Source organism: Winogradskyella sp. PG-2, assembly GCF_000828715.1.
Taxonomy (GTDB): domain Bacteria; phylum Bacteroidota; class Bacteroidia; order Flavobacteriales; family Flavobacteriaceae; genus Winogradskyella.
In genome coordinates, this window is record NZ_AP014583.1 from 1,414,671 (window position 1) to 1,438,690 (window position 24,020).

14 protein-coding genes and 1 pseudogene are annotated in these 24,020 nt (G+C 33.5%); 12 read left to right on the plus strand and 3 right to left on the minus strand.

Annotated elements, in window-relative coordinates:
* Positions 1–29 precede the first annotated feature (29 nt).
* The gene (locus tag WPG_RS18870; protein WP_316929982.1) at positions 30–500 is read right to left on the minus strand and encodes a hypothetical protein; all 471 of its coding nucleotides are present in this window, start codon (positions 498–500) and stop codon (positions 30–32) included.
* Between WPG_RS18870 and WPG_RS06215 the strand changes: the two are divergent.
* Positions 499–1,615: pseudogene (locus WPG_RS06215) on the plus strand (TolB family protein). The gene WPG_RS18870 and the pseudogene WPG_RS06215 overlap by 2 nt on opposite strands.
* Here WPG_RS06215 and WPG_RS06220 read toward each other — a convergent pair.
* Positions 1,612–4,014, minus strand: a complete 2,403-nt coding sequence (locus tag WPG_RS06220; RefSeq protein WP_045470550.1) for a TonB-dependent receptor domain-containing protein — start codon at positions 4,012–4,014, stop codon at positions 1,612–1,614. The pseudogene WPG_RS06215 and the gene WPG_RS06220 sit on opposite strands and share 4 nt — an antisense overlap.
* Before the next feature lie 149 nt (positions 4,015–4,163).
* Here WPG_RS06220 and lepA point away from each other — a divergent pair, with 149 nt between their 5' ends.
* From lepA to WPG_RS06250, 6 genes are all read left to right on the plus strand, one after another.
* Positions 4,164–5,960, plus strand: coding sequence for a translation elongation factor 4 (lepA, locus tag WPG_RS06225; RefSeq protein WP_045470552.1), 1,797 nt, complete (start codon positions 4,164–4,166; stop codon positions 5,958–5,960).
* A 193-nt stretch (positions 5,961–6,153) separates the two neighbouring features.
* Complete coding sequence (locus WPG_RS06230) at positions 6,154–8,595, plus strand: T9SS type A sorting domain-containing protein (protein ID WP_045470554.1); 2,442 nt, start codon at positions 6,154–6,156, stop codon at positions 8,593–8,595.
* A 69-nt stretch (positions 8,596–8,664) separates the two neighbouring features.
* Positions 8,665–9,300, plus strand: a complete 636-nt coding sequence (locus WPG_RS06235; RefSeq protein ID WP_045470556.1) for a response regulator — start codon at positions 8,665–8,667, stop codon at positions 9,298–9,300.
* Entirely contained in the window at positions 9,278–11,092 is a 1,815-nt protein-coding gene (locus WPG_RS06240) for a 7TM diverse intracellular signaling domain-containing protein (protein WP_045470559.1), read from the plus strand. Before WPG_RS06235 ends, WPG_RS06240 begins: the two co-directional genes overlap by 23 nt.
* A gap of 266 nt (positions 11,093–11,358) precedes the next feature.
* Positions 11,359–13,044: a kelch repeat-containing protein gene (locus WPG_RS06245; RefSeq protein WP_045470560.1), complete on the plus strand. Its 1,686-nt coding sequence runs from the start codon at positions 11,359–11,361 to the stop codon at positions 13,042–13,044.
* Between the two features lie 17 nt (positions 13,045–13,061).
* Positions 13,062–15,500 carry a T9SS type A sorting domain-containing protein gene (locus tag WPG_RS06250; RefSeq protein ID WP_171817160.1) on the plus strand — a complete coding sequence of 813 codons (2,439 nt, stop codon included), beginning with the start codon at positions 13,062–13,064 and terminating at the stop codon, positions 15,498–15,500.
* A gap of 158 nt (positions 15,501–15,658) precedes the next feature.
* Here the strand turns inward: WPG_RS06250 and WPG_RS06255 are convergent, their stop codons facing one another.
* Positions 15,659–17,476, minus strand: coding sequence for a cation:proton antiporter (locus WPG_RS06255; protein WP_045470564.1), 1,818 nt, complete (start codon positions 17,474–17,476; stop codon positions 15,659–15,661).
* Positions 17,477–17,589: 113 nt separating this feature from the next.
* Between WPG_RS06255 and WPG_RS06260 the strand changes: the two genes are divergently transcribed.
* The 5 genes from WPG_RS06260 to WPG_RS06280 all read left to right on the plus strand — a co-directional run bounded on the left by WPG_RS06260 (position 17,590) and on the right by WPG_RS06280 (position 23,980).
* Positions 17,590–18,450 carry an MBL fold metallo-hydrolase gene (locus tag WPG_RS06260; protein ID WP_045470566.1) on the plus strand — a complete coding sequence of 287 codons (861 nt, stop codon included), beginning with the start codon at positions 17,590–17,592 and terminating at the stop codon, positions 18,448–18,450.
* An 11-nt stretch (positions 18,451–18,461) separates the two neighbouring features.
* Positions 18,462–20,066 (plus strand): S8 family peptidase, encoded by a 1,605-nt coding sequence (locus WPG_RS06265; protein ID WP_045470569.1) that lies wholly within the window; start codon positions 18,462–18,464, stop codon positions 20,064–20,066.
* Position 20,067: 1 nt separating this feature from the next.
* Positions 20,068–21,879 carry a M1 family metallopeptidase gene (locus WPG_RS06270; RefSeq protein WP_045470570.1) on the plus strand — a complete coding sequence of 604 codons (1,812 nt, stop codon included), beginning with the start codon at positions 20,068–20,070 and terminating at the stop codon, positions 21,877–21,879.
* Between the two features lie 79 nt (positions 21,880–21,958).
* Positions 21,959–22,333: a ribonuclease P protein component gene (gene rnpA / locus WPG_RS06275; protein ID WP_045470571.1), complete on the plus strand. Its 375-nt coding sequence runs from the start codon at positions 21,959–21,961 to the stop codon at positions 22,331–22,333.
* Between the two features lie 12 nt (positions 22,334–22,345).
* The gene (locus tag WPG_RS06280) at positions 22,346–23,980 is read left to right on the plus strand and encodes a S41 family peptidase (protein ID WP_045470573.1); all 1,635 of its coding nucleotides are present in this window, start codon (positions 22,346–22,348) and stop codon (positions 23,978–23,980) included.
* The last annotated feature ends 40 nt before the right edge of the window (positions 23,981–24,020 follow it).

The window sequence follows — 24,020 nt, forward strand, 5'->3', positions numbered from 1 at the left end:
TCAGCTCCATTATGAACAGCTTTGTCTTTTTATCTATATAATGAGCCCTCACCACCATAGCCTAAGTGATCGTAATGCGCACCAATAACAATTGTTGTTTTCGCATTATTATCCATAAAACCTATCACATTATTTCCTGTTATTGTACTATCAGCATTAGTTGTAAATTCTACTTCGCTATGAGGGTCTGTTTTAGGTTTAAATGAAAAGGATTGTAAAAATTCTTCCGTTCCTTTGGGTTGCAAACCAATAGCCTCAAAACGTTTTGAAATGTAGCCTGCAGCAAGCACCTCTCCTTGAGTCCCTGTTTGACGACCCTCGAGCTTATCATCTGCCAAAAAAGTAACATCTTCCTTTATTCTATTTTCAGCAACTTTAGGCTCATTTTTACATGATAGAAATCCCACTAAAAGCATTAAAAACAACAATTTTTTCACCAGTAAATCTTTTTTTTGCCCAAAATTAGGCATTATAAGCCATTTATTATAATTCTTTAACATGAACAGAATAACAGTTATTTTAATTCTATTGATTACATTTTCATCTTGTAAAAATGAAGATTCAAAAACTTCAGAATTGGCAACTGAAACAGCCACAAAGACTAATGAAGTAAAAGACTCTTTAGTTTATCCCGAAGAAACGCATTTTAAATCTATAAGACAGGTGACTTTTGGTGGTGATAATGCTGAAGCCTATTGGAGCTTTGATGATAAGCAATTGATATTTCAATCTAATAATGCAAAATGGAATGTTGGCTGTGACCAGATGTTTTTAATGAATGCTAGTGAAACCTTTACAGACAGTATTGCGCCTCCAATGTTAAGTACGGGAAAAGGTAGAACAACATGTGCTTACTTTTTGCCAGATAATAAACATATCATTTACGCTTCTACACATTTAGGTGGTGAAAATTGTCTAGATACACCATTGCGTAAAAACGGAAAATACATCTGGCCAATTTATGATAGTTATGACATTTTTGTAGCAGATTTAGAAGGTAATATCGTTAAACAATTAACCAATGAAATTGGTTATGATGCAGAACCAACAGTTTCCCAAAAAAGGTGATAAAATTGTATTCACCTCAACAAGAAGCGGCGATTTAGAGTTATACATCATGAATATTGATGGTTCTGATGTAAAACAAATTACCAACGAATTAGGTTACGATGGTGGTGCGTTCTTTTCACCAGATGGCACTAAATTAATCGTTAGATCATCCCGACCTAAAACTGAAAAGGAAATAAAAGACTACAAAGATTTACTTGCCGAAGGATTGGTAGAGCCAACCGAAATGGAACTTTACATCTGTAATGCTGACGGTTCTGGTTTGAGACAACTCACCGAATTAGGAAATGCTAATTGGAGCCCATTCTTTCACCCTTCTGGTAATAAAATATTATTCTCATCGAATTTTGAAGCTGAACGTGGCTTTCCTTTTAATTTATATTTAATTGATATTGATGGTAAGAATTTAAAACGTGTTACCCATGGAGAAACTTTTGATGCCTTCCCTGTATTCTCAAATGACGGAAAGTATTTGGCGTTTTCTTCTAATAGAAATAATGGTGGTGCTAGAGATACAAATTTGTTTATTGCTGAGTGGACAGATTAATTTAAGTCTTTAAGTCTATCGCGCTCTTCAGCATTTGTCGCGCGCTCGTTAGTATTAAGCTTTGTATTACCAAATTTATATCGGAATCCTAATTTAATAAACCGGTTGTCTAAATTCGTAAATCTTCTGCTCGATTGATTTAAATAATTGATAGATACGTCATAATCTTGCATATTAAAAATATCTTCTACTGATAAAGAAATTACAGCTCTTTTATTTAAAATAGACTTAGAAATACTGAGTTCTGAAACCAATCTATCTTCAGCTGTTTGCAAGCTTTGAAGGTTTTTTCCAAACCAATAGAAAGTTGCATTAACATTAAGGCTATTATCTTTTAATAATGAAAAGTTTGGAGCTAAAATAAATAATTGTGACCACCTGGTTAACTCGATAAAACCTTCCCCAAAATCCACCTCTTCGGTAATGTTAAAAGTTGATGAAGCTGCATAAACACTAAACCTATTTGCTCCATAATTAAATTCCATATCAAAGCCGTAATCAACACGTTTATCTAGATTAACTGGCGTAAAAGTAATCACATTAGTCTGATTGTCTTGACGTGGTAATTCCTCAATCACTCCATCGTAATACGTATAATACGCAGAAATTGTAAAATACTCTAAAAAATTTGTTGCTATTTTATAATTATCTATATAAGTAGGAATCAAATTAGGGTTACCAACAACTAGGGTGTTTTCATTTAGAAAAAAAGTAAACGGATTTAAGTTTGTGTAACCGGGTCGAGTAATACTTCGTTTATAGCTTCCCGTAAGGCTAATATCTTTAGATATTTTATTTGTTATACTTGCGTTTGGAAACCAATTAATGTAGTCTTGCGTGTTGGTTTCGTTTAGTGATATTGATTTTCCTTCAATATTTGTTTGCTCAGCTCGTAAACCAATATTTAAAGCCCATTTATCCCAAGATTTAGCATAATTAACATAAGCAGCAAAGATTTTTTCATCATATTTAAACACATCTGTATTAGCTGAATTTACAACCTCATTACCATCAATAATGTCTAATCTTCTAATGTCACTTTCTGTGTTTATAATAGAATATTTCATTCCTGTGTCAAAACTAGAATTGTCATTAATTGGGTGGCTATAATCTACGCCACCTGTAATAATCTGTGTGTCTTGATTAGCTAAGGTGTTAAATTCTGAATCATTTACCACTCCTGGTTCATCTTGAAACACATTTTGGTTTCTCCCATAATCATACACTGTATAATGTCCATTAAAAACAAGACTCGCTTTGTTATCATAATCGTGTCTATATATTAAATCTGTGCCTACATTGTATTTATTATCTCTAGACAAATTATCTGCAGTAAAACCTGAAGAAAAATTCTGGTTGTTATCAAAAATATCTGTGCTGTTTTTTAGTTGATATTTTAATTGTGGTAAATATAGAGCAGTGCTTGTAAGACTTAATGTGTTCTTATCATCAATAAAGTAATCAAAATTTAAATTGACATTGTGGGTTTCTAACCAAGTGTTTCTATTGGTTTTAGATTTCCATGTCTCATCAATAACATCTGAGTTATTAAAAAAATTAAAAGTATAATTCTCATTTCTATTAATTTTTTGATTAGTATAGCTATAATTTAGGTTTAGATTGATTTTATCGTTTTTAAAAAAATGGCTTGTACCGGCGTTGTATCTTGGAAACACGCCTCGGGTGTAATTGGTTTGTACACTTCCGCGATAACCTGTAATCAAATTTTTACTCATTATTATATTAATCACAGAACCACTATCTGCATCATAACTTGCTGGCGGATTAGTAATCACTTCAACTGACTTTATACTATTAGCTGGCGCACTTTCTAAGAGTTGAATTAGTTCGCTACTAGTTAATTGTACTTTACGATTATTAATATATACAGTTGCTGGTGCGCTCTTAATATTTATACTTCCTTCTGAAACTATGATGCCTGGTGTGCTTTTTAAAACACCGAGCGTTGAGCCTTCTGTAAGCGCAGTATTTTCTATATTGAATATCAGTCGGTCTGGTTTACGTATTCTTGTTGGTTTTTTTCCAATAACCGTAACCTCATTTAAACTTTCTGGTATCTCATTGAGTTCAATCGTTCTTAAATCTAAATCTCCTCGAAGAATTATTTTTTGCTCAATTGTTTCAAAACCAATATAGGTGATTTTAACAATGAATGTGGCTGCATCTAAATTAGAGAATTCAAAAACACCCTTATCATCTGTTGATGTTCCTTTATAAAATACGTTATTGCTTTCTGTGTAAAGAATTACGTTGGTAAATTCAATAGGATTATTGTTCGAATCAACAACTTTTCCTTTGATGGAAAATTCTTGAGCAAATACAAAAAAAGATAGCGCAATAAGAATTACGCTAAGATTAAGTCTCAGACGAGCAATCATTAGTTGGGTTTGTGTTGCAAGATAAAGATTGTTTTTTACTTTTTGTTGTGGTTTTTCAGTAGTTCAACGAGCTTTTATTGCTGTTTTTGATAGCACAAAGCACAAGAAAACACTTATATTTGCACCCAAATTATTGCTATAGAAGATAGATGAAGAACATTCGTAATTTTTGCATTATTGCACATATAGATCACGGAAAGAGCACCTTAGCTGATCGCTTATTAGATTATACAGGTTCAGTTACAGCTCGTGAGAAACAAGACCAACTTCTAGATAGTATGGATTTGGAACGTGAGCGTGGTATTACAATTAAGTCTCATGCAATTCAAATGGAATATACATTTGAAGGTCAAGAATATGTCTTAAACTTAATAGACACTCCTGGTCATGTAGATTTCTCTTATGAAGTTTCAAGATCGATTGCCGCCTGTGAAGGAGCTCTTCTTATTGTGGATGCGGCTCAAAGTATTCAAGCGCAAACTATTTCTAATCTATACCTGGCTTTAGAAAATGATTTAGAAATTATTCCTGTGCTTAATAAGGTAGACTTGCCAAGTGCAAATCCAGAAGAGGTTACTGATGATATTGTTGATCTTTTGGGTTGTGATCCAGAAGAAGTGATTCATGCTAGTGGAAAAACAGGCTTTGGAGTTGATAATATTCTACAGGCCATTATTGAGCGTATTCCAGCGCCAGAAGGTGATATTAATGCTCCTTTACAGGCTTTAATTTTTGATTCAGTTTATAATACATTTAGAGGTATTGAAACTTATTTTAGAGTTTTTGATGGTGAGATTACAAAAGGGCAAAAAATTAAATTTGTCGCTACAGATAAAGATTATTTTGCTGATGAAGTTGGGACTTTAAAGCTCAACCAAGTTGCAAAACAAAGTGTAAAAGCTGGTGATGTTGGCTATTTAATTACAGGTATAAAAACCGCTAAAGAAGTAAAGGTTGGTGATACAATTACAGATTTTGCAAATCCTACGACTAATATTGTAGAGGGGTTTGAAGATGTAAAACCAATGGTTTTTGCTGGTATTTACCCTGTTGATACAGAAGATTACGAAGAGCTTCGAAACTCTATGGAAAAGCTACAACTTAATGATGCGTCATTGGTATTTCAGCCTGAAAGTTCTGCGGCTTTAGGTTTTGGTTTCCGTTGTGGTTTCTTGGGTATGCTACATATGGAAATTATACAAGAACGTTTAGAGCGTGAATTTGATATGACGGTTATTACAACTGTGCCCAACGTATCTTATCATGCTTATACAAATAAAGAACCAGATGTACCATTTATAGTTAACAATCCAAGTGATTTGCCAGAACCAACAACAGTTAATCGTGTTGAGGAACCATTTATAAAAGCTACCATAATTACAAAATCTGATTTTGTGGGTAATGTTATGGGTCTTTGTATAGAAAAACGCGGTATGATTACAAATCAAACCTATTTAACTACCGAGCGCGTTGAACTAATTTTTGAAATGCCACTAGCTGAAATTGTCTTCGATTTTTATGATAGACTAAAAACGGTATCTAAAGGTTATGCTTCTTTTGATTATTCCCCTATAGGAATGAAAGTATCGAAATTAGTAAGGCTAGATGTCTTATTAAATGCTCAGCCGGTTGATGCACTTTCTGCTTTAATTCATGCAGATAACGCACAAAATATAGGTAAAAAAATGTGTGAAAAGTTAAAGGAATTAATTCCTCGTCAACAATTTGATATTCCTATACAAGCTGCTATTGGTGCAAAAATAATTTCGCGTGAAACCGTTAAAGCATTGCGTAAAGATGTTACCGCTAAATGTTATGGTGGTGATATTTCTCGTAAGCGTAAGCTTTTAGAAAAGCAGAAAAAAGGTAAAAAACGTATGCGCCAAGTGGGTAATGTAGAAATACCTCAACAAGCATTTATGGCTGTTTTGAAACTTAATGATTAAATTTTTGAATCCATGATGCTATTTAATAAAAAAAACCGAAGTTTAAACTTCGGTTTTTTATGCTTTTCATAGTCCTGAAAAGAGCCTAGTTTAAAATCTACCTGAACTCTGGTATTGCTTTAATATGTGTGTAGCTGTAGTTTTACAGCAATCAATTTAAAGTCATACGTTATGAAAACAAAATTACTTACCCTTGCCTTGTCCTTTTTTTTTTTATTCCTTTTCACAAACCAACTGTTGGTATCAATACCATAAACCAACCCAAATAATTAATATTGATGTTGATGCATCTGGAAACCTTCATATCGCTACAAATGGCGGTTACATTATGTATAACACCAACTCTGATATTGTTGAAGACTATGCCAATTTAACCTCACAAAGTCAACCCATTGGCTGGTGTACGTCTGTAAAGGTTAATCCAACAAACAACAATGTGGCGTTGGGTCTACCTTCTGGTCAAGGTATAGTAATCTATGATGGTACCTTCTATACGGATTATCATCCAGACAACTCTGATATTGGAGATTTCTCCAGCCCTGAACTCCATTATACAGAAGGCGGGCTACTGTATATTTATGACAAATCTGACACAAAGTATCAAACCTTTGAAAATGGAGTTTTTGGTGTTCTAAAGAATTTAACATTTAGACCTCAAGCTATTATTGAAAACGAAGCTGGCAATATTGCCTATTTTGCTGGGCTAACTCCTAGTGGTTTATCTGATGGTCTATATGAATTAAATATCGCTACAGACACATTTACCAAATATACGATCTCAAATTCTGGTATTCATACTAATGGTCCCACTTGTTTTTATAGAGATACTAACGATTTGCTTTATATTGGTGGTTATGGTGGTGTTAGCACTTTAGACGATATGGGTAATTGGGCGAACTATCAAGAACCTTTACCTATTAACCCCTCGGTATTTTATGATGTTTTTAGTATTGACAAGTTTAGTGATGGTACTTTTTTAGTTAATAATTCAAACCCTAATTCTTCTGAAGAGCTTGGATTTTCTATCGTAGATTTTACAAGCAATACATGGACGCACTATGACAGTTCGGTCTATTGCAATGGGTCTGACCAAGTACAAAACATGGTTCTTGCTAATGATTTGGTTTATGCACATTTTAGAAAATTTAGCAACCCTTCTGAGGATTATAAACTTTGGTCCTTTGATGTGTCAACTAATACTTGCGAAGAGCAAAACATTAATCATTTAAATGTAGGCAATCTAGATTTTTACGGTACGGCTGGCGTAGCTATGAGGCAAAGCCAAAATGATGCAAATACTTTGGAGTTATTGTGGACCAATAACACAGAACTGAATAGTATGGATTTACCTTTAAACACAATATTTGCTAGCGGTTTTCCAAGCGCTAATACTATTTTAACATCTGCAGTACCGCTAAATAATATCAACCCTGTTAAAATAGGTGGTGAGACTACTTTATTGGCAGGAGATGATGATGGCGTTTGGGTTATTGATGAAAATAATGTGATTAATCAAATACCTCATTTAATAGATGATTATAGATCCGTAAATACGGAAATAGTTTCGGATAATAGTAGTCCTCAAAACATAATGGCTGTATTAGGTGGTTGGAAAAACAATTCAGATTATGAAAACTATAAGACTAAAGTTAATACTACTGATAATACAATAACAACACCTGAAAAATTTAATTTTGTACGCCTTGGTTTTGGTGCCACAAATCTTGGTTGCTTGGTTGCTAATGATAGCATTCGTTGTGCTCTTTCAAGGTTTGATGTAAATTCCATTATTCGTTTTTCGGGTCAAAAATGGGATGTACAAAATAATAGTGAGCCAATATCTAGTTTTGATGAAGATATTAGTGTATTTACCGGTTTTTTACAAGATATTATTTTTGGTGATTTTGATAACGATGGAGAAATAAGTCCAGCATTTTTAGATTCTAATAACTCTATAAGATCTCGGGAAACGGACGAAAATACTGGGCTGTCAATTTATGCGGAATATGCTCTAAATACCGGTACTACTTCCGATGTGGTCGAGCAGGTGTTTGACCCTACAATTCAAGATTTTTCCCCTAACGATGTTTTTGATGGTTTTCTTCATTTAATGAAAGTGGTAATGATATCTCAAAGCATTAGTGGCGATAGTGATAATATTCGTAGAAGGTTTCAACAGGCGCTTTTAGTGCGCGAATCATCTGGTTCAAGAAATACACAAAGCATATTAAACCTTGAATTTGTTCCCAATGCTTTAATTGATGATTTGCCTCCTGACTTATTCGTTATAGGAACTAATATATTTGCCTATAGTGATACGCACTATGCTACAGTAATTAATACAAATTATGGCATACTAATTAATACCGCAATAGATTATTCATCAATTGTATTAAGTGTTAATGATGTTGTTGCTAATGATAACCTTAAGCTACACCCAAACCCTACAACTGATATAATTACTGTATCTGGTGAAAATGTGATTTCTGTTGAGGTTTTTGACATTAACGGCAGGAGTGTCCTCTCCTCAAAATCAAATACCCTTTCTGTTAAGCATTTGTCAAATGGTGTATATATTGTAAAGGTTTTAGGTGAAGGCAATAGCATAATTACTAAGAAATTGATTAAACAATAACCTTGTTCGTCATTTTTCTAAATTTCAGAGTTGCTTCTTTTTTATTATCTTACTTAATATCATTAAACAGTGCTTGTACATCCTAAAAAAATACTTATTTGTGAAGACCATCAAATAGTCATTGATGGTCTCGTCTCTATTTTTAATAATCAACCAGATTATACGGTTTTAGATTATGTTAAAAACGGAATGGATGTTCTACCAATGGTTAAGGAAACAAAACCAGATGTGCTGTTGTTAGATTTAAATCTTCCTAATAAAAACGGTTTAGACATTCTTAAAGAAATAAAACTATATAATTCTGAAATAAAGGTTATCATCTTAACCATGTACAATAAAGAGAGTGTTGTAAAAAAAGTAAAGCAATATAACGGTAATGGGTTTTTAATAAAAAATTGCTCTTCAGATGACTTGTTAAGGGCTTTAGACAGTGTTTTTGAAAGCAATGCATTTTATCGCGGGAAAGGCGTTAAGAACAATGTTGTTGAAACCGATGGGTTTCTCGAAAAAATAAAAATAACACGACGAGAAAAAGAAATTATTTTAGAATTAGTTAAGGGGAATAATGTACCTCAAATTGCAAAAGCCCTCTTTATTAGTACATATACCGTTGAAACACATAAAAAGAATATCTTTAAAAAATTAGATATTCATAATACAATAGATTTGGTAAAGCTTGTGAATGAAAAACAATTGTTTTCTTAACTATATTTTAATTTCTGCACTTTTTGCATTTGGGTTTGCCCCTAGATTGATAGCGCAACAAGCCGGTGTAATTCTCATAGATTCTGATTTTAAAAAAACAAACATTAAATCCTATTCTAAAGTAAATGACAAACAGCTTAAAGATGAGTATAGTTACTTTTATTTTAGTTTTGAAAATGAATATAATACCATTTCGTTTGCCGTAAAAAATGATAGTGATAAGGTTAAGAATCTAATCCTTGAATTCTCTAACGCATTAATAAAGGAAATAACGCTTTCAAAAATTGAAAATAATACTTCTATTCCCCTTTATAAAACAGGTATAGATTATACTGTTTCACAAAAACCTCTTGAACACCGGCTTTTTGCTTTTCCTATTAAACTCGAAGCAAATGAAACCTCAACATACAGAATAACACTTAAAAAAGAGGTTGGTAAACCTCTAGTAACCTCTGCCTATATAAAAAGTGAATCGACATTTAATAAACAGGGTTCTATACAGCAAGTTTTAATTGGCTTGTACTATGGCATAAGCTTACTATCGGTGTTTTTTAGCCTGTTTGTTTTTTATTATTTAAGAAAAAGCAGTTATCTTATTTACGCTGCTTATATAATTTTTCTTGGGTTATTTATCAGTTCATATACTGGTCTATTCTCTCAACTTTTTTTAAATGAGTCTGATCTGTTTAATAAATACAAACACTACGTTTTATTCAGTGAAATTTCATTATTGCTTTTTGTAGTTTTTTCCCAAAAAATATTAGAAGCAAAGGTACATACGCCTAAATTAAAACGAACTATGGACGTTTTACTAATTGTTCTTGTATCGATTAGAGTTTTCATTCACTTTTTTCTTACAGAGTTATTTGAGCGTTTTGTTCCTCTTTTTATGAACCTTTGGTATGCTATATTTTTAGTCTTAGTAGTGCTAATTTCTATTGAAATTGTGGTGTTTTTTAAAACCAATTCTAAGCGTTCCTCGTTCTTTGCAATTGCATATTTATTTATGATTACTGGTGTCTTTTTAACAATTTTATATCATAGTTATGGTTTGGTAAACACAACATTTTATGGCTTGCCAGTGATTTTTTATTCCTCTTTTTTAGAAATACTATTTCTAACATTTACAGTGGTTTTTATGGTTAAGGACATCTATGATGAACGAAATATATTATCTGAAAAAATAGTGATAGAAGAAAAGAAAAATCTAACAGCGTTTATAAAAGGGGAAGACCAAGAGCGAAATAGAATAAGCAAAGAACTCCATGATAACATTGGTAGCAAACTAAGTTATTTAAAACGCTTTGTCTCAGATAAGTTTAAAGACGAAGAAATTAATGATGCTATAGACAATATTTGTAACGATGTTAGAAATTTATCTCATGAAATATCGCCATCAGACTTAACGCTGGTTGGCTTTGAAAGTGCGATATCAGATTTAACCAATAGCCTGTCTGGTCTGACATCTTTAAGTGTTGATTTCAACAGTTATCACTTCCCGGGGAATCTAAGTGAAAATGTAGAGGTGCAGTTATATAGAGTTGTACAAGAGGTTTTAAATAACATTTTAAAACACGCTGAAGCAAAGCACATAGACGTACAATTAATAGGTCATGATTCTTATACCACAATAACTGTTGAGGATGACGGGAAGGGGTTTAATCTTAACGCTCAAAAAAAGGGATTGGGCTTAAAAAACATTACTTCAAGAATAGAGCAGATTGGAGGAAAACTAGAGGTTGATTCTAAAATAAATAAGGGAACGTCTATTCTAATAACAATTCCGACTTAAAAATCTACCTGAACTCTGGTATTGTATATAAACCTTATTAGATTTAGTTTTACTTTTTAAAAGTACTTGCTATTAATTAAATGATTCATTTAGAATAACACATCAAGATGTATGTTTTAAATTGATCACTATTATCTTGAGAGAAGAGGTTTTGCACATGTAAGGCCTCTTCGTTTTTTATACGGTCAAATATACCTGAACTCTGGTATTGCCATAAAGGGTGTTATCAACCTAGTTTTACACTAATCAATTTAAAGCTATGCATTATGAAAACAAAACCATTATTTATGTTGTTATCGCTACTGGCTTTAACAATATGTTGCGACAGTGAATCTTCAGTTGATTCAAACAACAATCCAGATTCTTTTAATTTATTGTTTATTAACGATAATGCAACAGATATTATTCTAACCCCAATTCTTACGTGGCAGCCAGCCATAGATTCAGATGATGATACTGTGAGTTATCAATTATTAATTGATAAAATTGATGACTTGAGTGGAAATGAAGCTCCTAGCACTGTATTGCAATCTAATATTAACACAAACACAGTTACTTTAACCAGTCCATTAATGGCTGGTACAGCCTATAAATGGTGTGTTATAGCAACCGACGGAAGAGGGGGTAGTAGAAAAAGCAGTAGTGTGTTTTCCTTTACAACAGCTCAAGAAGGTTCGCAGACTAACCTGCCACCCAACATGTTTTCACTTTTATCGCCAGGTTTCGGTGCTACTAATGTTAGTTTAGATCCACAATTATCCTGGCAAGCAGCTACAGATCCAGATAATGATCCTGTGTTCTATGATATCTACTTTGGTGAAAGCTCACCAGACAATTTTATCGGACAAACGCAGAATACAAGTTTTCAAGTAAACCAACTATCTGAAGACACAGAATATCTGTGGTATGTTTTGGCAAAAGATATCGCAGGAAATGTAAGGAGTAGTTCTACATTTTCGTTTACTACTTGCGATGGAAATCCCGGTCCAATTAGTTTATTATCTAGTGAAGTAATGCAAAATAGAGATGGATTTGCAGGGCATCAAATGGTAAATTACAATGGTAAACTATGGATTTTAGGAGGGCTCGTGATTTCTCCAGATGTAAATGGAGAAACAAATGAGGTATGGACAAGCGATGATAATGGAGAAACTTGGGAGCTCATAAAACCAAATAGCCCTGGTTCTACAGAATGTTTTGTTGCATCTGATGAACATCAGGCTGTTGTTTTTAATAATGAAATCTGGGTCATAGAAGGTAACAGAAATACTGTTAGGAAAAGTACTGACGGTATAACCTGGGAATTCGTTTCATTTTCCGGAGCAGTTGCTGATAACACACACTACTTACCAAGAAATCAGCACCAATGTGCAGTACTTAATGGAAGGCTATATATTGTTGGAGGCTCTGGAAAAAGTGATGTTTGGAGTACTGACGGCTCATTAAATTCTGAAAATGAAGTCACATGGGTTCAAAATAAACCAAACGACAACTCAGCGTTTAGTGGTAGAAACGGCCATCAACTGATAGCATTTGAAGGTGAATTGTTTTTAATAGGAGGGACGACTGGTAATACTAGGTTAAATGATGTTTGGGCGAGCTCGGACGGAAGTAATTGGCAGGAGATAGTTGACAGCCCTTTCTCAGAACGCTCAGAACACTCCTGCATTGTAGATAATAGCGGAGTAGTACCAAAAATTTGGTTAATAGGTGGTGATGGTATTAATCCAAATACAGGAAATACTGTAGCGAGCTTAAATGATATTTGGTACACAGAAGAAGGTCTTTTTTGGGAAGAATATAAGCCACATATAGATGATGACTCTGGTGATGATGAATTTACTGGGCGAAAAGAAAGCGAAGCTGTTTTAACCGATAGCGGTGAGATTCTTGTTTCTGGAGGAAAGAAGAACACAATATTTCTAAATGATATATGGAAATTAGATCTATAACAACTAAAATAAGAATTATGAAAAGAAAATGTATTATATTATTAGGGTTGTTATACTCATTTACAGCTCTTGCTCAGACAGATGGTTGGTATCTATATACTAAAGCATCAAATATCATTAAAATTGTACCAGATGATGTCAACTCAGATGAATTGCATTTAGCTACTGACATTGGTTATATAAAGTACAATACGACAGCAGGTACAGTGACCGATTTTTTAAATCTCACAACTCAAGACCCAGCAATTGGAAGGGTTCATGATGTCGCATTAGATCCTACTAGTAACGATATTGCCTTTGCATTACCTGATGGTATTGGTGTTTATGATGGGAGTGGTGTTACTGTTTACAACTATGAAAATTCTAACTTAAGCATTGGAGAATTTACTAACCCTTTTTTCATCTTAGAATTAGAATATGCTAAAGACGGATCGCTTTATATCTTTAAAGAAGATGCTTTTGGATATCAGAAATTTAATAATGGTTCTTTTGAAGTAGAGGAAGTGACCGCCTTCAGAACTAAAGATATCGTTGAAAATAATGCTGGCACAAAAGTATATTTTGCTGGATCTAATAATGGCTTATGGGAATTAGAAAAAGCCACAGATATTTGGACCAACTATACTTCTTCTAATTCAGATCTTGCTAATGATTTTACAATATCATTACAGGTAGACGCTAATGATTTACTTTATATAGGCGGATTTCAAGGGCTAAACACCCTAAGTAGTGCTGGGGCTTGGAATACTTATCAGGCACCTGATCCAATTAATGGTTTTCCTTATCAAGTCCATGATATTTCTATAAATGAAACAAATGGCAATCTAGTAGTAAATACCTCAGCGCCTAGCACATACTTTTATGGACTTTCTATTGTTGATTTAAGCACTAATACATGGGTAAACTACAGAGAAGATGACATGAATTGTTTAAATGAAAATCTATATACAGCAACTGCTTTTGGAGGAGACGGAAAAGTATATGCAGCACCTACAATTTTTTCAAGTATTCCAGACATTGGGAAATTAGTTGAATTTACACCCTCAACAGAAACGTGTACAAATGCTAATATTAACTATCTAAATGCGCCAGTAGCAGTAAACTCAAATGTGGTGGGGGATTTTTCAATTCGAAAAAAAGAAAATGGTAATTTAGATATTGGTTTTACTAGAACATTTGATTTTCATTACACGGAAATAAATCCGTTGAATTTTAATGGTGCCTTTTCAACCGCAACAACCCTTACTCCGTCTCCCGGAAATTTTATTGGAAATGTAATTAGTGATAATGATCAATTTATTATTGATACAAATACCGGTTGGATAGTTTATAATGAAAGTGATGATATAACCACCGTAAATCATAATTTACCTGATTACTTATCTATTATAACTAAAAAAGCAAATGTTGGTAATTCTGATAATGGAATACTAACACTGGTTCACAAAGGGTTTGATGCCGCTTTTAATTATAGAGTTTATAAAACACAATGTGATTTCCAAAATGGTCTGTGTTCCACTTCTGAAGAAATTTTTACAAATGATAGAGATTTTACACAAGATGTTAATTTTGGTTGTGTAGAAGATATTGCTAACGACCAAATTATGACGGTTGGAGTAAAAACTAATAGCTCAGGAGAGGTTAAGCGCACAAAAGAATCGTGGGTTAGATCACTAAATAATACTCCTTTAACTATTTGGGAAGAAGACCACCCAATCTATCCATTATTAGACGTCATAACTATTGCTGCGGCTGTTGCTTTGGGAGAAGAATCATCTGGTTATGTTAATGACGAGAATACTATTCAATTAAGAACTGAAAATATTAATTCTTCAGAAATTAATGTAACAGATGTGACATTAGATCTAGATAATGATAATATAGAAGATGAAATTATACGAACAACTCGAACTGAATTAAATGTAGATGAAGCCACTAATATAGTTTATGTTTTGTTGGTCGCCATTGGTGACAGAAGTCAACTTAGGGTTAATCAGTTTAGGGGAATTAATGATGAGGCAGAAAGGTTAGACTTTTCTTCTTTAAGTGAAAATAATGATATTCTAGATGCTCGTCTTAACACATTCCCCAAAGACCTTTTTGTGAAAAAATTTGAAATTATACAATATACTTCATCAGAAGTATTAATGGCCTTATTTACTAACTATGGTTTATTAATAAAATCTGGTATTAGTGTATCTCAATTTACACTTAACAACAATGAAATTTCTTCTAATAGTGATAAGGTATTAGTGTTTCCAAACCCAACTAAAGGCATGGTTAATATTGGTGATGAATCAATTAATAGGGTAATGGTTTATGACATTAATGGGCGTGAAGTTCTAAGAACAGACAAGTCTGTTTTTTCACTAAAACATTTAGAAAATGGTATTTACCTTATAAAAGCGAAAAACAGCATTGGGCGAATAATAAATAGAAAAATTATTAAACACTAACTATAGCATCTATGATTAGTTTAATTCTAATCATATTTAGTGGAGAAAGCTCGGTTTTAAACAACCGAGTTTTTTTGTAATTTTCTTTAAAACTATAACCGCAGAACACTAATGACAAAATAATATTCAAGAAGCTAATCAAGAATTAAGCAATGTATTTAAAATGACTTTCCTAAATAAACTAATTTACTTTCCTCACCCAAGGTGTCAATTTCTTTATTATATGATGATATGATGTGAAGTTCCCCTTCATCATCTTTTAGAAACAAAGGAATCATATCTTTTTCCTTATTTGTAATCTCTATAAGACTTTCATAATGAGCTTTATCTTCTATGTCAATTTCTAAAATTGAAGGGTATTTACGAGTGACTTCAGTAAGGGTAATATAATCATCGGTATGTGAAAACAAACCTTCTTTTGGGTTATTCTCAGGGCTATTCATTTCATGTGTTGTTACTAATCGAAAAGATCCGTTTTCGCCAAATTGTTTGCCAAACTTTTTAATAGCATATTTGTTAATCTCTGAATTTGCTGTCATAGCCATTAAATAGCCTACATCGTTAAGTTCAATATTATCAGATAAAGTTTCTGAATAAACATTTGTGTTTAAAGCCTCAAGACCAAGTTCCTTCGCTTTCTCAATATTACTTTGGTTGCTATCTATTAATACTACATGCCTACCGTTAGATTCTAAATAGTCACCTATTAATCGAGATAACTTAGAAGCGCCAACAATTAGAATCCCATCAGACTTCGTTAAGAATACGCCCACTAATTTTGCGAAATACCTAGCTGTAGTGGCATTTAACAATACCGTGCCTAATACAATCATAAACACCAAAGGCGTAATATATTCTGCTCCTGGTACTCCCGCTTTTGCTAATTTTAGTCCAAATAGGGACGCTATCCCGGCAGCCACAATACCGCGAGGACCTACCCAGCTAATAAATAGTTTTTCATTGCGCTTTAACGTCGAACCTTGTGTGCTTAAAAAGACACCAATAGGCCTAATAATAAATACAACTGCAGCGAATACAACAGCTGTTTTCCATGTGTAAATTAAATACAAATCGCTCATATTAATATTCGCAGAGAGGAGGATAAACAAAATTGAAATTAGTAAAACACTGAGCGACTCCTTAAAATATAAAAGCTCTTTCAAATACGGGGCATTCGCATTTCCTAAAACCATCCCCATAACCACAACGGCCAACAATCCAGACTCGTGAGCAAAAGTGTCTGAAAGGACAAAAACACCTAATACAGCAGCTAACGCAAATACGTTTAATAAGTAGTGCGGCACATACTTTTTATTTATAATAAAATTCATCGCATGTGCAAAAGTAAAACCAAATGTAGCACCGAATAACACAATTTTCCCAAACTCTATCAAAGCTGTTTTTGTAAATTCTCCACCACCGTCGACACTAATAAATTCAAAGACTAAAACAGCGACTAAAGCACCAATAGGATCAATTAAAATCCCTTCCCATTTTAAAACAGCAGACACATCTTTCTTTAAAGGAATATTGCGTAAAATAGGGGTTATCACTGTTGGCCCAGTTACTATAATTAATCCCGAAAACAAAAACGAAATCTCCCAACTTAAATCAAAAATAAAATGCGCCGCAATCGCCCCACCGAAAAAAGTAACGGCCGCACCTAGCGAAATTAACTTTGTAATAACAGGTCCTACGTGTTTTACTTCATTCATTTTTAAAGTTAATCCGCCTTCAAAAAGAATAATGCTAATCGCTAAAGACACAAAATAGAATAAACTTTGCCCAGGAAATAAGCCTTCCTCGCCGTTCCAAATAGGCTCAATCCACTTTACACCATCATTTAAAAACTCTGCAGCAATTGGACCAACCAATAATCCAATAAGAATTAATGGTAAAATTGCTGGTATTTTAAGCTTCCAGGCTACCCATTGCGCTAATATTCCTAGAATTATAATGCCTGCTAACTCTACCATAGTTTAATTTTTTTAATCCTTTCGAAAATAGCTTTTTTTTTACAACCCTAAAAATCTTAATAAACTCTAAAGAATATTATATGTTCTTTTCTAATTTGGTAAATTGCGTGACTATGCAATTATACCCTATTAATGCAGGAAACTTTAAGCTAGATGGTGGCGCTATGTTTGGTGTGGTGCCAAAATCGCTATGGAATAGAACCAACCCTTCAGATAATAATAATATGATTGATATTGCGGCACGCTGTTTGTTAATTGAAGATGGTAATCGTTTGATTTTAATCGATACAGGTATGGGTAATAAACAAAGTGACAAGTTTTATGGCTACTATTATCTTTGGGGAAATGACAGTATTGATAAGTCGCTTGCTGCCTATGGCTTTCATAAAGATGATATCACTGACGTATTTATGACACATCTTCATTTTGATCATTGTGGGGGAAGTGTTCAATGGAATAAAGACAGAACGGCTTATGAGCCTGCTTTTAAAAATGCACACTTTTGGAGCAATAGAGATCACTGGAAATGGGCTACGGAACCAAACCGTAGAGAGGTCGCATCTTTTTTGAAAGAAAATATTTTACCAATGGAAGATAGTGGGCAATTAAAATTCACATCATTACCTGGAAATAGGGTTTTAAGTAATTCAGAATTGGGTTTTGACATTTTTTTTGCAAATGGTCATACAGATAAGCAAATGATTCCTATGATAAATTACAAAGGAAAAACAATCTGTTTTATGGCAGACCTATTACCTACGGCTGGTCATTTACCATTACCATTTGTGATGGGCTACGACACAAGGCCTTTATTGACTTTAGACGAAAAAGAATTATTTTTAAATATGGCTGCTGATCAAAATTTTTATTTATTTTTAGAGCATGATGCGCATAACGAAATTATTACAGTTAAGCACACCGAAAAAGGTGTAAGACTTAATGAAACTTTTACTTGTGAAACACTATTTAATTAAACTATAAAAACATGAAACTTACTTACAGATTTATAACTTCTTTAAGCTTTGTTGCAACACTGTTTGTGGGTTGTGGCTCCACGGCTGATATTCTAACAACACCTGTTGAGAATATTGATACATCACCGCTTAAAGTAACAGATTTAACTGAGGCTGAAAAAGAAAACTGGGGACACTTAGATTTAGAAAGAGATACGATTCCTGGTATGGCCGTAGATAGGGCTTATGCAGAAATAATTAAAGGAAAAAAAGGTACGAAAGTTATTGTTGCTGTAATTGATTCGGGTATTGATATTGACCATGAAGATTTAGATGGCGTCATCTGGACCAACAAAAAAGAGGTTCCAAATAATGGAAAAGATGATGATAACAATGGTTATATTGATGATGTTCATGGTTGGAATTTCTTAGGTGATGCTTATGATGAGCAATTAGAATATACACGAATGTTATCTGCAAAAGAGACTTCAAATCCAAGATATCAGGAGGCACAAGAGTTGCTAGAGTCTGAGCGTCAAAAATGGATGGGTCGCAAAACACAGTATGACCAAATAGGACAAGCTGTTAATAATGCTCATACAACTTTAGAAAAGCAAATCGGTAAATCTGAGTATACTATAGAAGAGGTAAACAGAATTAAATCAGATGATCCAGCGGTTCAACAGGCTGTTCAAATAGCCCAAAACGTAAACGCAAACGGGTTATCTATGCCTGATGCGGTTGAAGAAATTAAAGGTGTTCAAGATCAAATTAATGAACGCTTAAACTTTCATTTAAATACAGATTTCTCAGGGAGAAAAACAAATGACAATATTAGCGATATATCAGATAAAGGATACGGAAACGGCAATGTAAAACATGTGAAAAAATCAGAATCTCATGGTACGCATGTTGCGGGCATTATTGCCGCTGAACGCAATAATGGTAAAGGAGCAAATGGAGTCGCTAATAATGTTGAGATTATGGCTTTAAGGGTTGTCCCAAATGGCGATGAGTACGATAAAGATGTCGCTTTATCAATTCGCTATGCTGTTGATAACGGCGCAAAGGTGATTAACGGTAGTTTTGGTAAGTCATTCTCTCCTCATTCTGAATGGGTAAGAGACGCTATTAAATATGCCTCAGATAATGATGTTGTTTTTGTACACGCTGCAGGAAACGACAGTAATAATATTGATGTGAAACCTAATTTTCCTGATGATAATGTAAATTTTGTTGAGGTATCAGACACCTATATTAGAGTAGGTTCTTTAACTCAAAAATATGGTTCTAAAATGGTGTCTGGTTTTTCTAATTATGGAAAAAAGAATGTGGATGTTTTTGCTCCTGGTTCAGCTGTATATTCTACAACTCCAGAAAACGAATATGATTTTAAAGGCGGAACTTCCATGGCGGCTCCTGGCGTAGCTGGGATTGCTGCTCTTATCCGTTCTCAGTACCCAAATTTAAGTGCTGCTCAGGTAAAACAAGTCATTTTAGATTCTGGCCTACCATTAACAACTAAAGTTGTTGTTGGGGGAGACGCATCTAATGTAAAACCGTTTGCGGATTTATCTAAAACTGGTAGAATAGCAAATGCATATAATGCTCTAATCATGGCTTCGAAAATAAAGTAACATGAAAAAATTTCTTTTAAGTTTAATTTGTTTGGCTCTTGTCCTCTCTTGCGGATCAACTGATGTGGTGGCACAAACCTCATCTCTTCCGACAACACCTCAACCTACTTCAAATTCGCATTGGCAACAACACGTGGATTATGATATGGAGATTGATATGAATGTTAAAACCTATCAATACGCAGGAAAACAAAAATTAGTTTACACTAACAATTCACCAGACGTATTAAACCGTGTCTATTATCATTTATATTTTAACGCCTTTCAACCCGGGAGTGAAATGGATGTGCGTTCAAGAACAATTCAAGATCCAGACCCAAGAGTTGGTGATCGTATTAGTAAGCTTCAACCAAATGAGATTGGCTACATCAAGGTAAATTCCTTAAAACAAAACGGTAAAACTATATCGCATCAAACTGTTGGTACTGTTTTGGAAGTAAAACTAGATCAACCTATTCAACCTGGAGAAAAAGTAACCTTTGATATGGATTTTGACGCTCAGGTTCCTATCCAAATTCGTCGTTCTGGCAGGAACAATAAAGAAGGTGTGGCGTTATCTATGACCCAATGGTATCCAAAGTTAGCAGAATTTGATGATGAGGGCTGGCACGCAGATCCATACATAGGTAGGGAGTTTCATGGTGTTTGGGGAAATTTTGATATTAAATTAACTATTGATAAGGATTACATTGTAGGTGGTTCTGGCTATTTACAAAGTGAAACGAAAGCTAAAAATGGCAAAAAAACACTTCATTATATCGCTCCCGACGTTCACGATTTTTCTTGGGCTGCTGATCCTGATTATATTCATGATGTGTATGAAATGCCTAATGGACCAACGCTTAATTTCTATTACAAAAAAACACTTTCTAAAGAGTACTTAGATAACTGGAAAAAACTTCAGCCCAAAACAGCGGCGTTGATGGAGTATTTTAATGAGCATATTGGGCCATATCCATATAAGCAATATACGGTAATTCAAGGTGGTGATGGAGGTATGGAATATGCGATGTGTACATTAATTACTGGCGAACGTAAATTTGGAAGCCTTGTTGGTGTTACTGCCCATGAGCTTGCCCACTCGTGGTTTCAATTTGTGTTGGCTTTTAATGAAGCAAAATATGGATGGATGGATGAAGGGTTTACCACCTATATTTCTACACTTGCTGAGAATAAACTATCCAATAATCCAAAAGATAATCCGCTAACAAGGCTTTATTTAGGTTATACTAATTTTGCTTTAACGGATTATGAAAGACCAATGACAACGCATTCGGATAGATATGAATATAATAGTTCGTATAGCGTAGCTACTTATGTTAAAGGCGCTGTATTTCTAGCACAATTGGGTTATGTGATTGGAGAGGACAACTTAAAAACAACAATTAAAAAGTTCTTTACAGATTTTGCTTTTAAGCACCCTAAGCCGATAGACATTATAAGAACAGCTGAACGTGTTTCTGATCTTGAACTCAATTGGTACTTAACTGATTTTGCGCAAACTACAAATAAGATAGACTATGGCGTTAAATCTGTTGAAGGAAAATCGATTACTTTAGAACGTATTGGTTTAATACCAATGCCTATAGATCTTTCAGTGACCTATGCTGATGGTTCTACAGAAGAGTTCTATATCCCATTACAAATGATGCGTGGTGAAAAACCAACCTCAGCAACCATAGTTAATGATTGGGCTTGGGCAATGCCAACGTATACTTTTGAAACTAAAAAAGCTGTAAAATCTGTTGAAATTGACAGTTCGCAGATGATGGCTGATGTAAAGCGAGATAATAATACGTTTACAAAAGAATAGTTATTATAGTAGATATATGTTAGAAAACCGCATCAAATTGATGCGGTTTTCTATTTTTGTTTAATTGTTATTAAGGTTAATGAACTTCAAATATTCAAAAAAAGACAAGCTGAAAAGCAAAAAACTCATCGAACAGCTTTTTACAGAAGGTAAGGCGTTAAGTGTATTTCCTTTGCGGTTAGTATACCTTAAAACTGAATTTGAGGATAAAAGTATTTTAAAAACAGGTGTTTCTGTAAGTAAACGCCTTCATAAAACAGCGGTTTCTAGAAATAGTATTAAACGATTATTAAGAGAAGCCTATAGACTCAATAAACCCTTATACTTTAACAATAGTTCAACATCTTATGCGTTTATGATTTTGTATCTTAGTAAAGATGGAACAACTTTTGATACATTAAATGATAGTATGAAAATGTTGTTTAAGAAATTCTTAGATAAAAACGCTGACTAATGTAATTGACTCATGAAAAAAATTCTACATAAAAAACTAGTTATTCCCGCTTTAGCTATGGTCATATTTTTTAGCACAACTGCTTTTAAAAATGATTTTTTTGAAATCGCTAAGCAAATAGAAATTTTCACAACATTATTTAAAGAACTCAACATGAATTATGTTGATGATACCAATCCTGGTGATTTAATGGATACTGCAATAAATAGTATGTTAGATGACCTAGACCCTTATACACAATTCTATAACGAACAAGATATTGAAGCCTCAAGAATCAATAATGCTGGTGATTATACAGGTATTGGTGCAAAAGTTTTAACCTTAAAAGATAAGTTGGTTATTGTTGAGCCTTATAAAAATTATGCGGCAGATAAAGCTGGATTAAAAGCTGGTGATGAAATTATTAAAGTAGATAATGTTGTCGTTTCTGATTTTAAAGACGATGCGGCTAATTTATTGCAAGGTGCAGCTGGTACTGAAGTGAGTGTCACTTACAGACGCCAAGGTAAAACCAATATGGTTAAAATCATAAGAGAGTCTTTAGATATTAAGGCGGTCCCGCATTACTCTATGATAGATGGAAAAACGGGTTATGTGGTACTAAGAAAATTTAATAATAAAGCCTCTTCTGAAACGATTAGTGCTATTAGAGCTTTAAAAAATCAAGGAGCAAGTCAGTTGGTTTTAGATCTCAGAGGAAATCCTGGTGGTTTATTAAATGAAGCTGTAAATGTCACTAACATTTTTGTACCAAAAGATCAATTGGTGGTTACCACAAAATCTAAAGTTAAAAAATATAACAAAACCTATTACACTAAACGAGATGCTATAGATACAGAAATTCCATTAGTGGTATTAGTAGATGGAAGTAGTGCTTCTGCTAGTGAAATTGTTTCTGGTGCTTTACAAGATATGGATAGAGCTGTTGTAGTCGGTACGCGTAGTTTTGGAAAAGGTTTGGTGCAACGACCAAAGCCTTTGACTTATGGTACGCAGATGAAAATTACCATCTCAAGATATTATACACCTTCAGGACGTTGTATACAAGCATTAGATTATTGGAATAGAGATGAAAATGGTAAGGCTACTCGTACTAAAAAAGAAAATTACAACGCTTTTAAAACAAGAAATGGGCGTGATGTTTTTGATGGTGGTGGTGTACAACCAGATATTGAAGTGACCTTCTCGAAACAAACACCAATCACTAAAGCTATATTAAACGAAAACTTAATTTTTAACTATGCAACGAATTACTATTACAATAACAGTATTGATGACATAACTGAATTTAAGTTTTCTGATTCTGAGTTTAAAAAATTTAAGAATTATATAAAAACGAAAGGTTTTAATTTTGAAACCAAGACAGAAAAAGCTTTAAATGATGCTATAAACGTTGCAAAAGAAGAAGAGCTTGATGGTGTTATAAATTCACAATATAACAATTTAACTTCCGCTTTAAAGGATTATAAATCTAATGCTGTTGAGGACAATAGAACACAATTAAAATCATTAATTACTGATGAAATAATTAAACGTTATTTCTATAGCGAAGGTCTGTATACATACTATACAGCTAATAATACAGAGATAAAAAAAGCATTGAGTATTCTCAATAATCCATCTCAATATGCAAGTATTTTGAGATAGAACTTATTTTTTTCTATATTTAGCATTATATAGTTTTTTG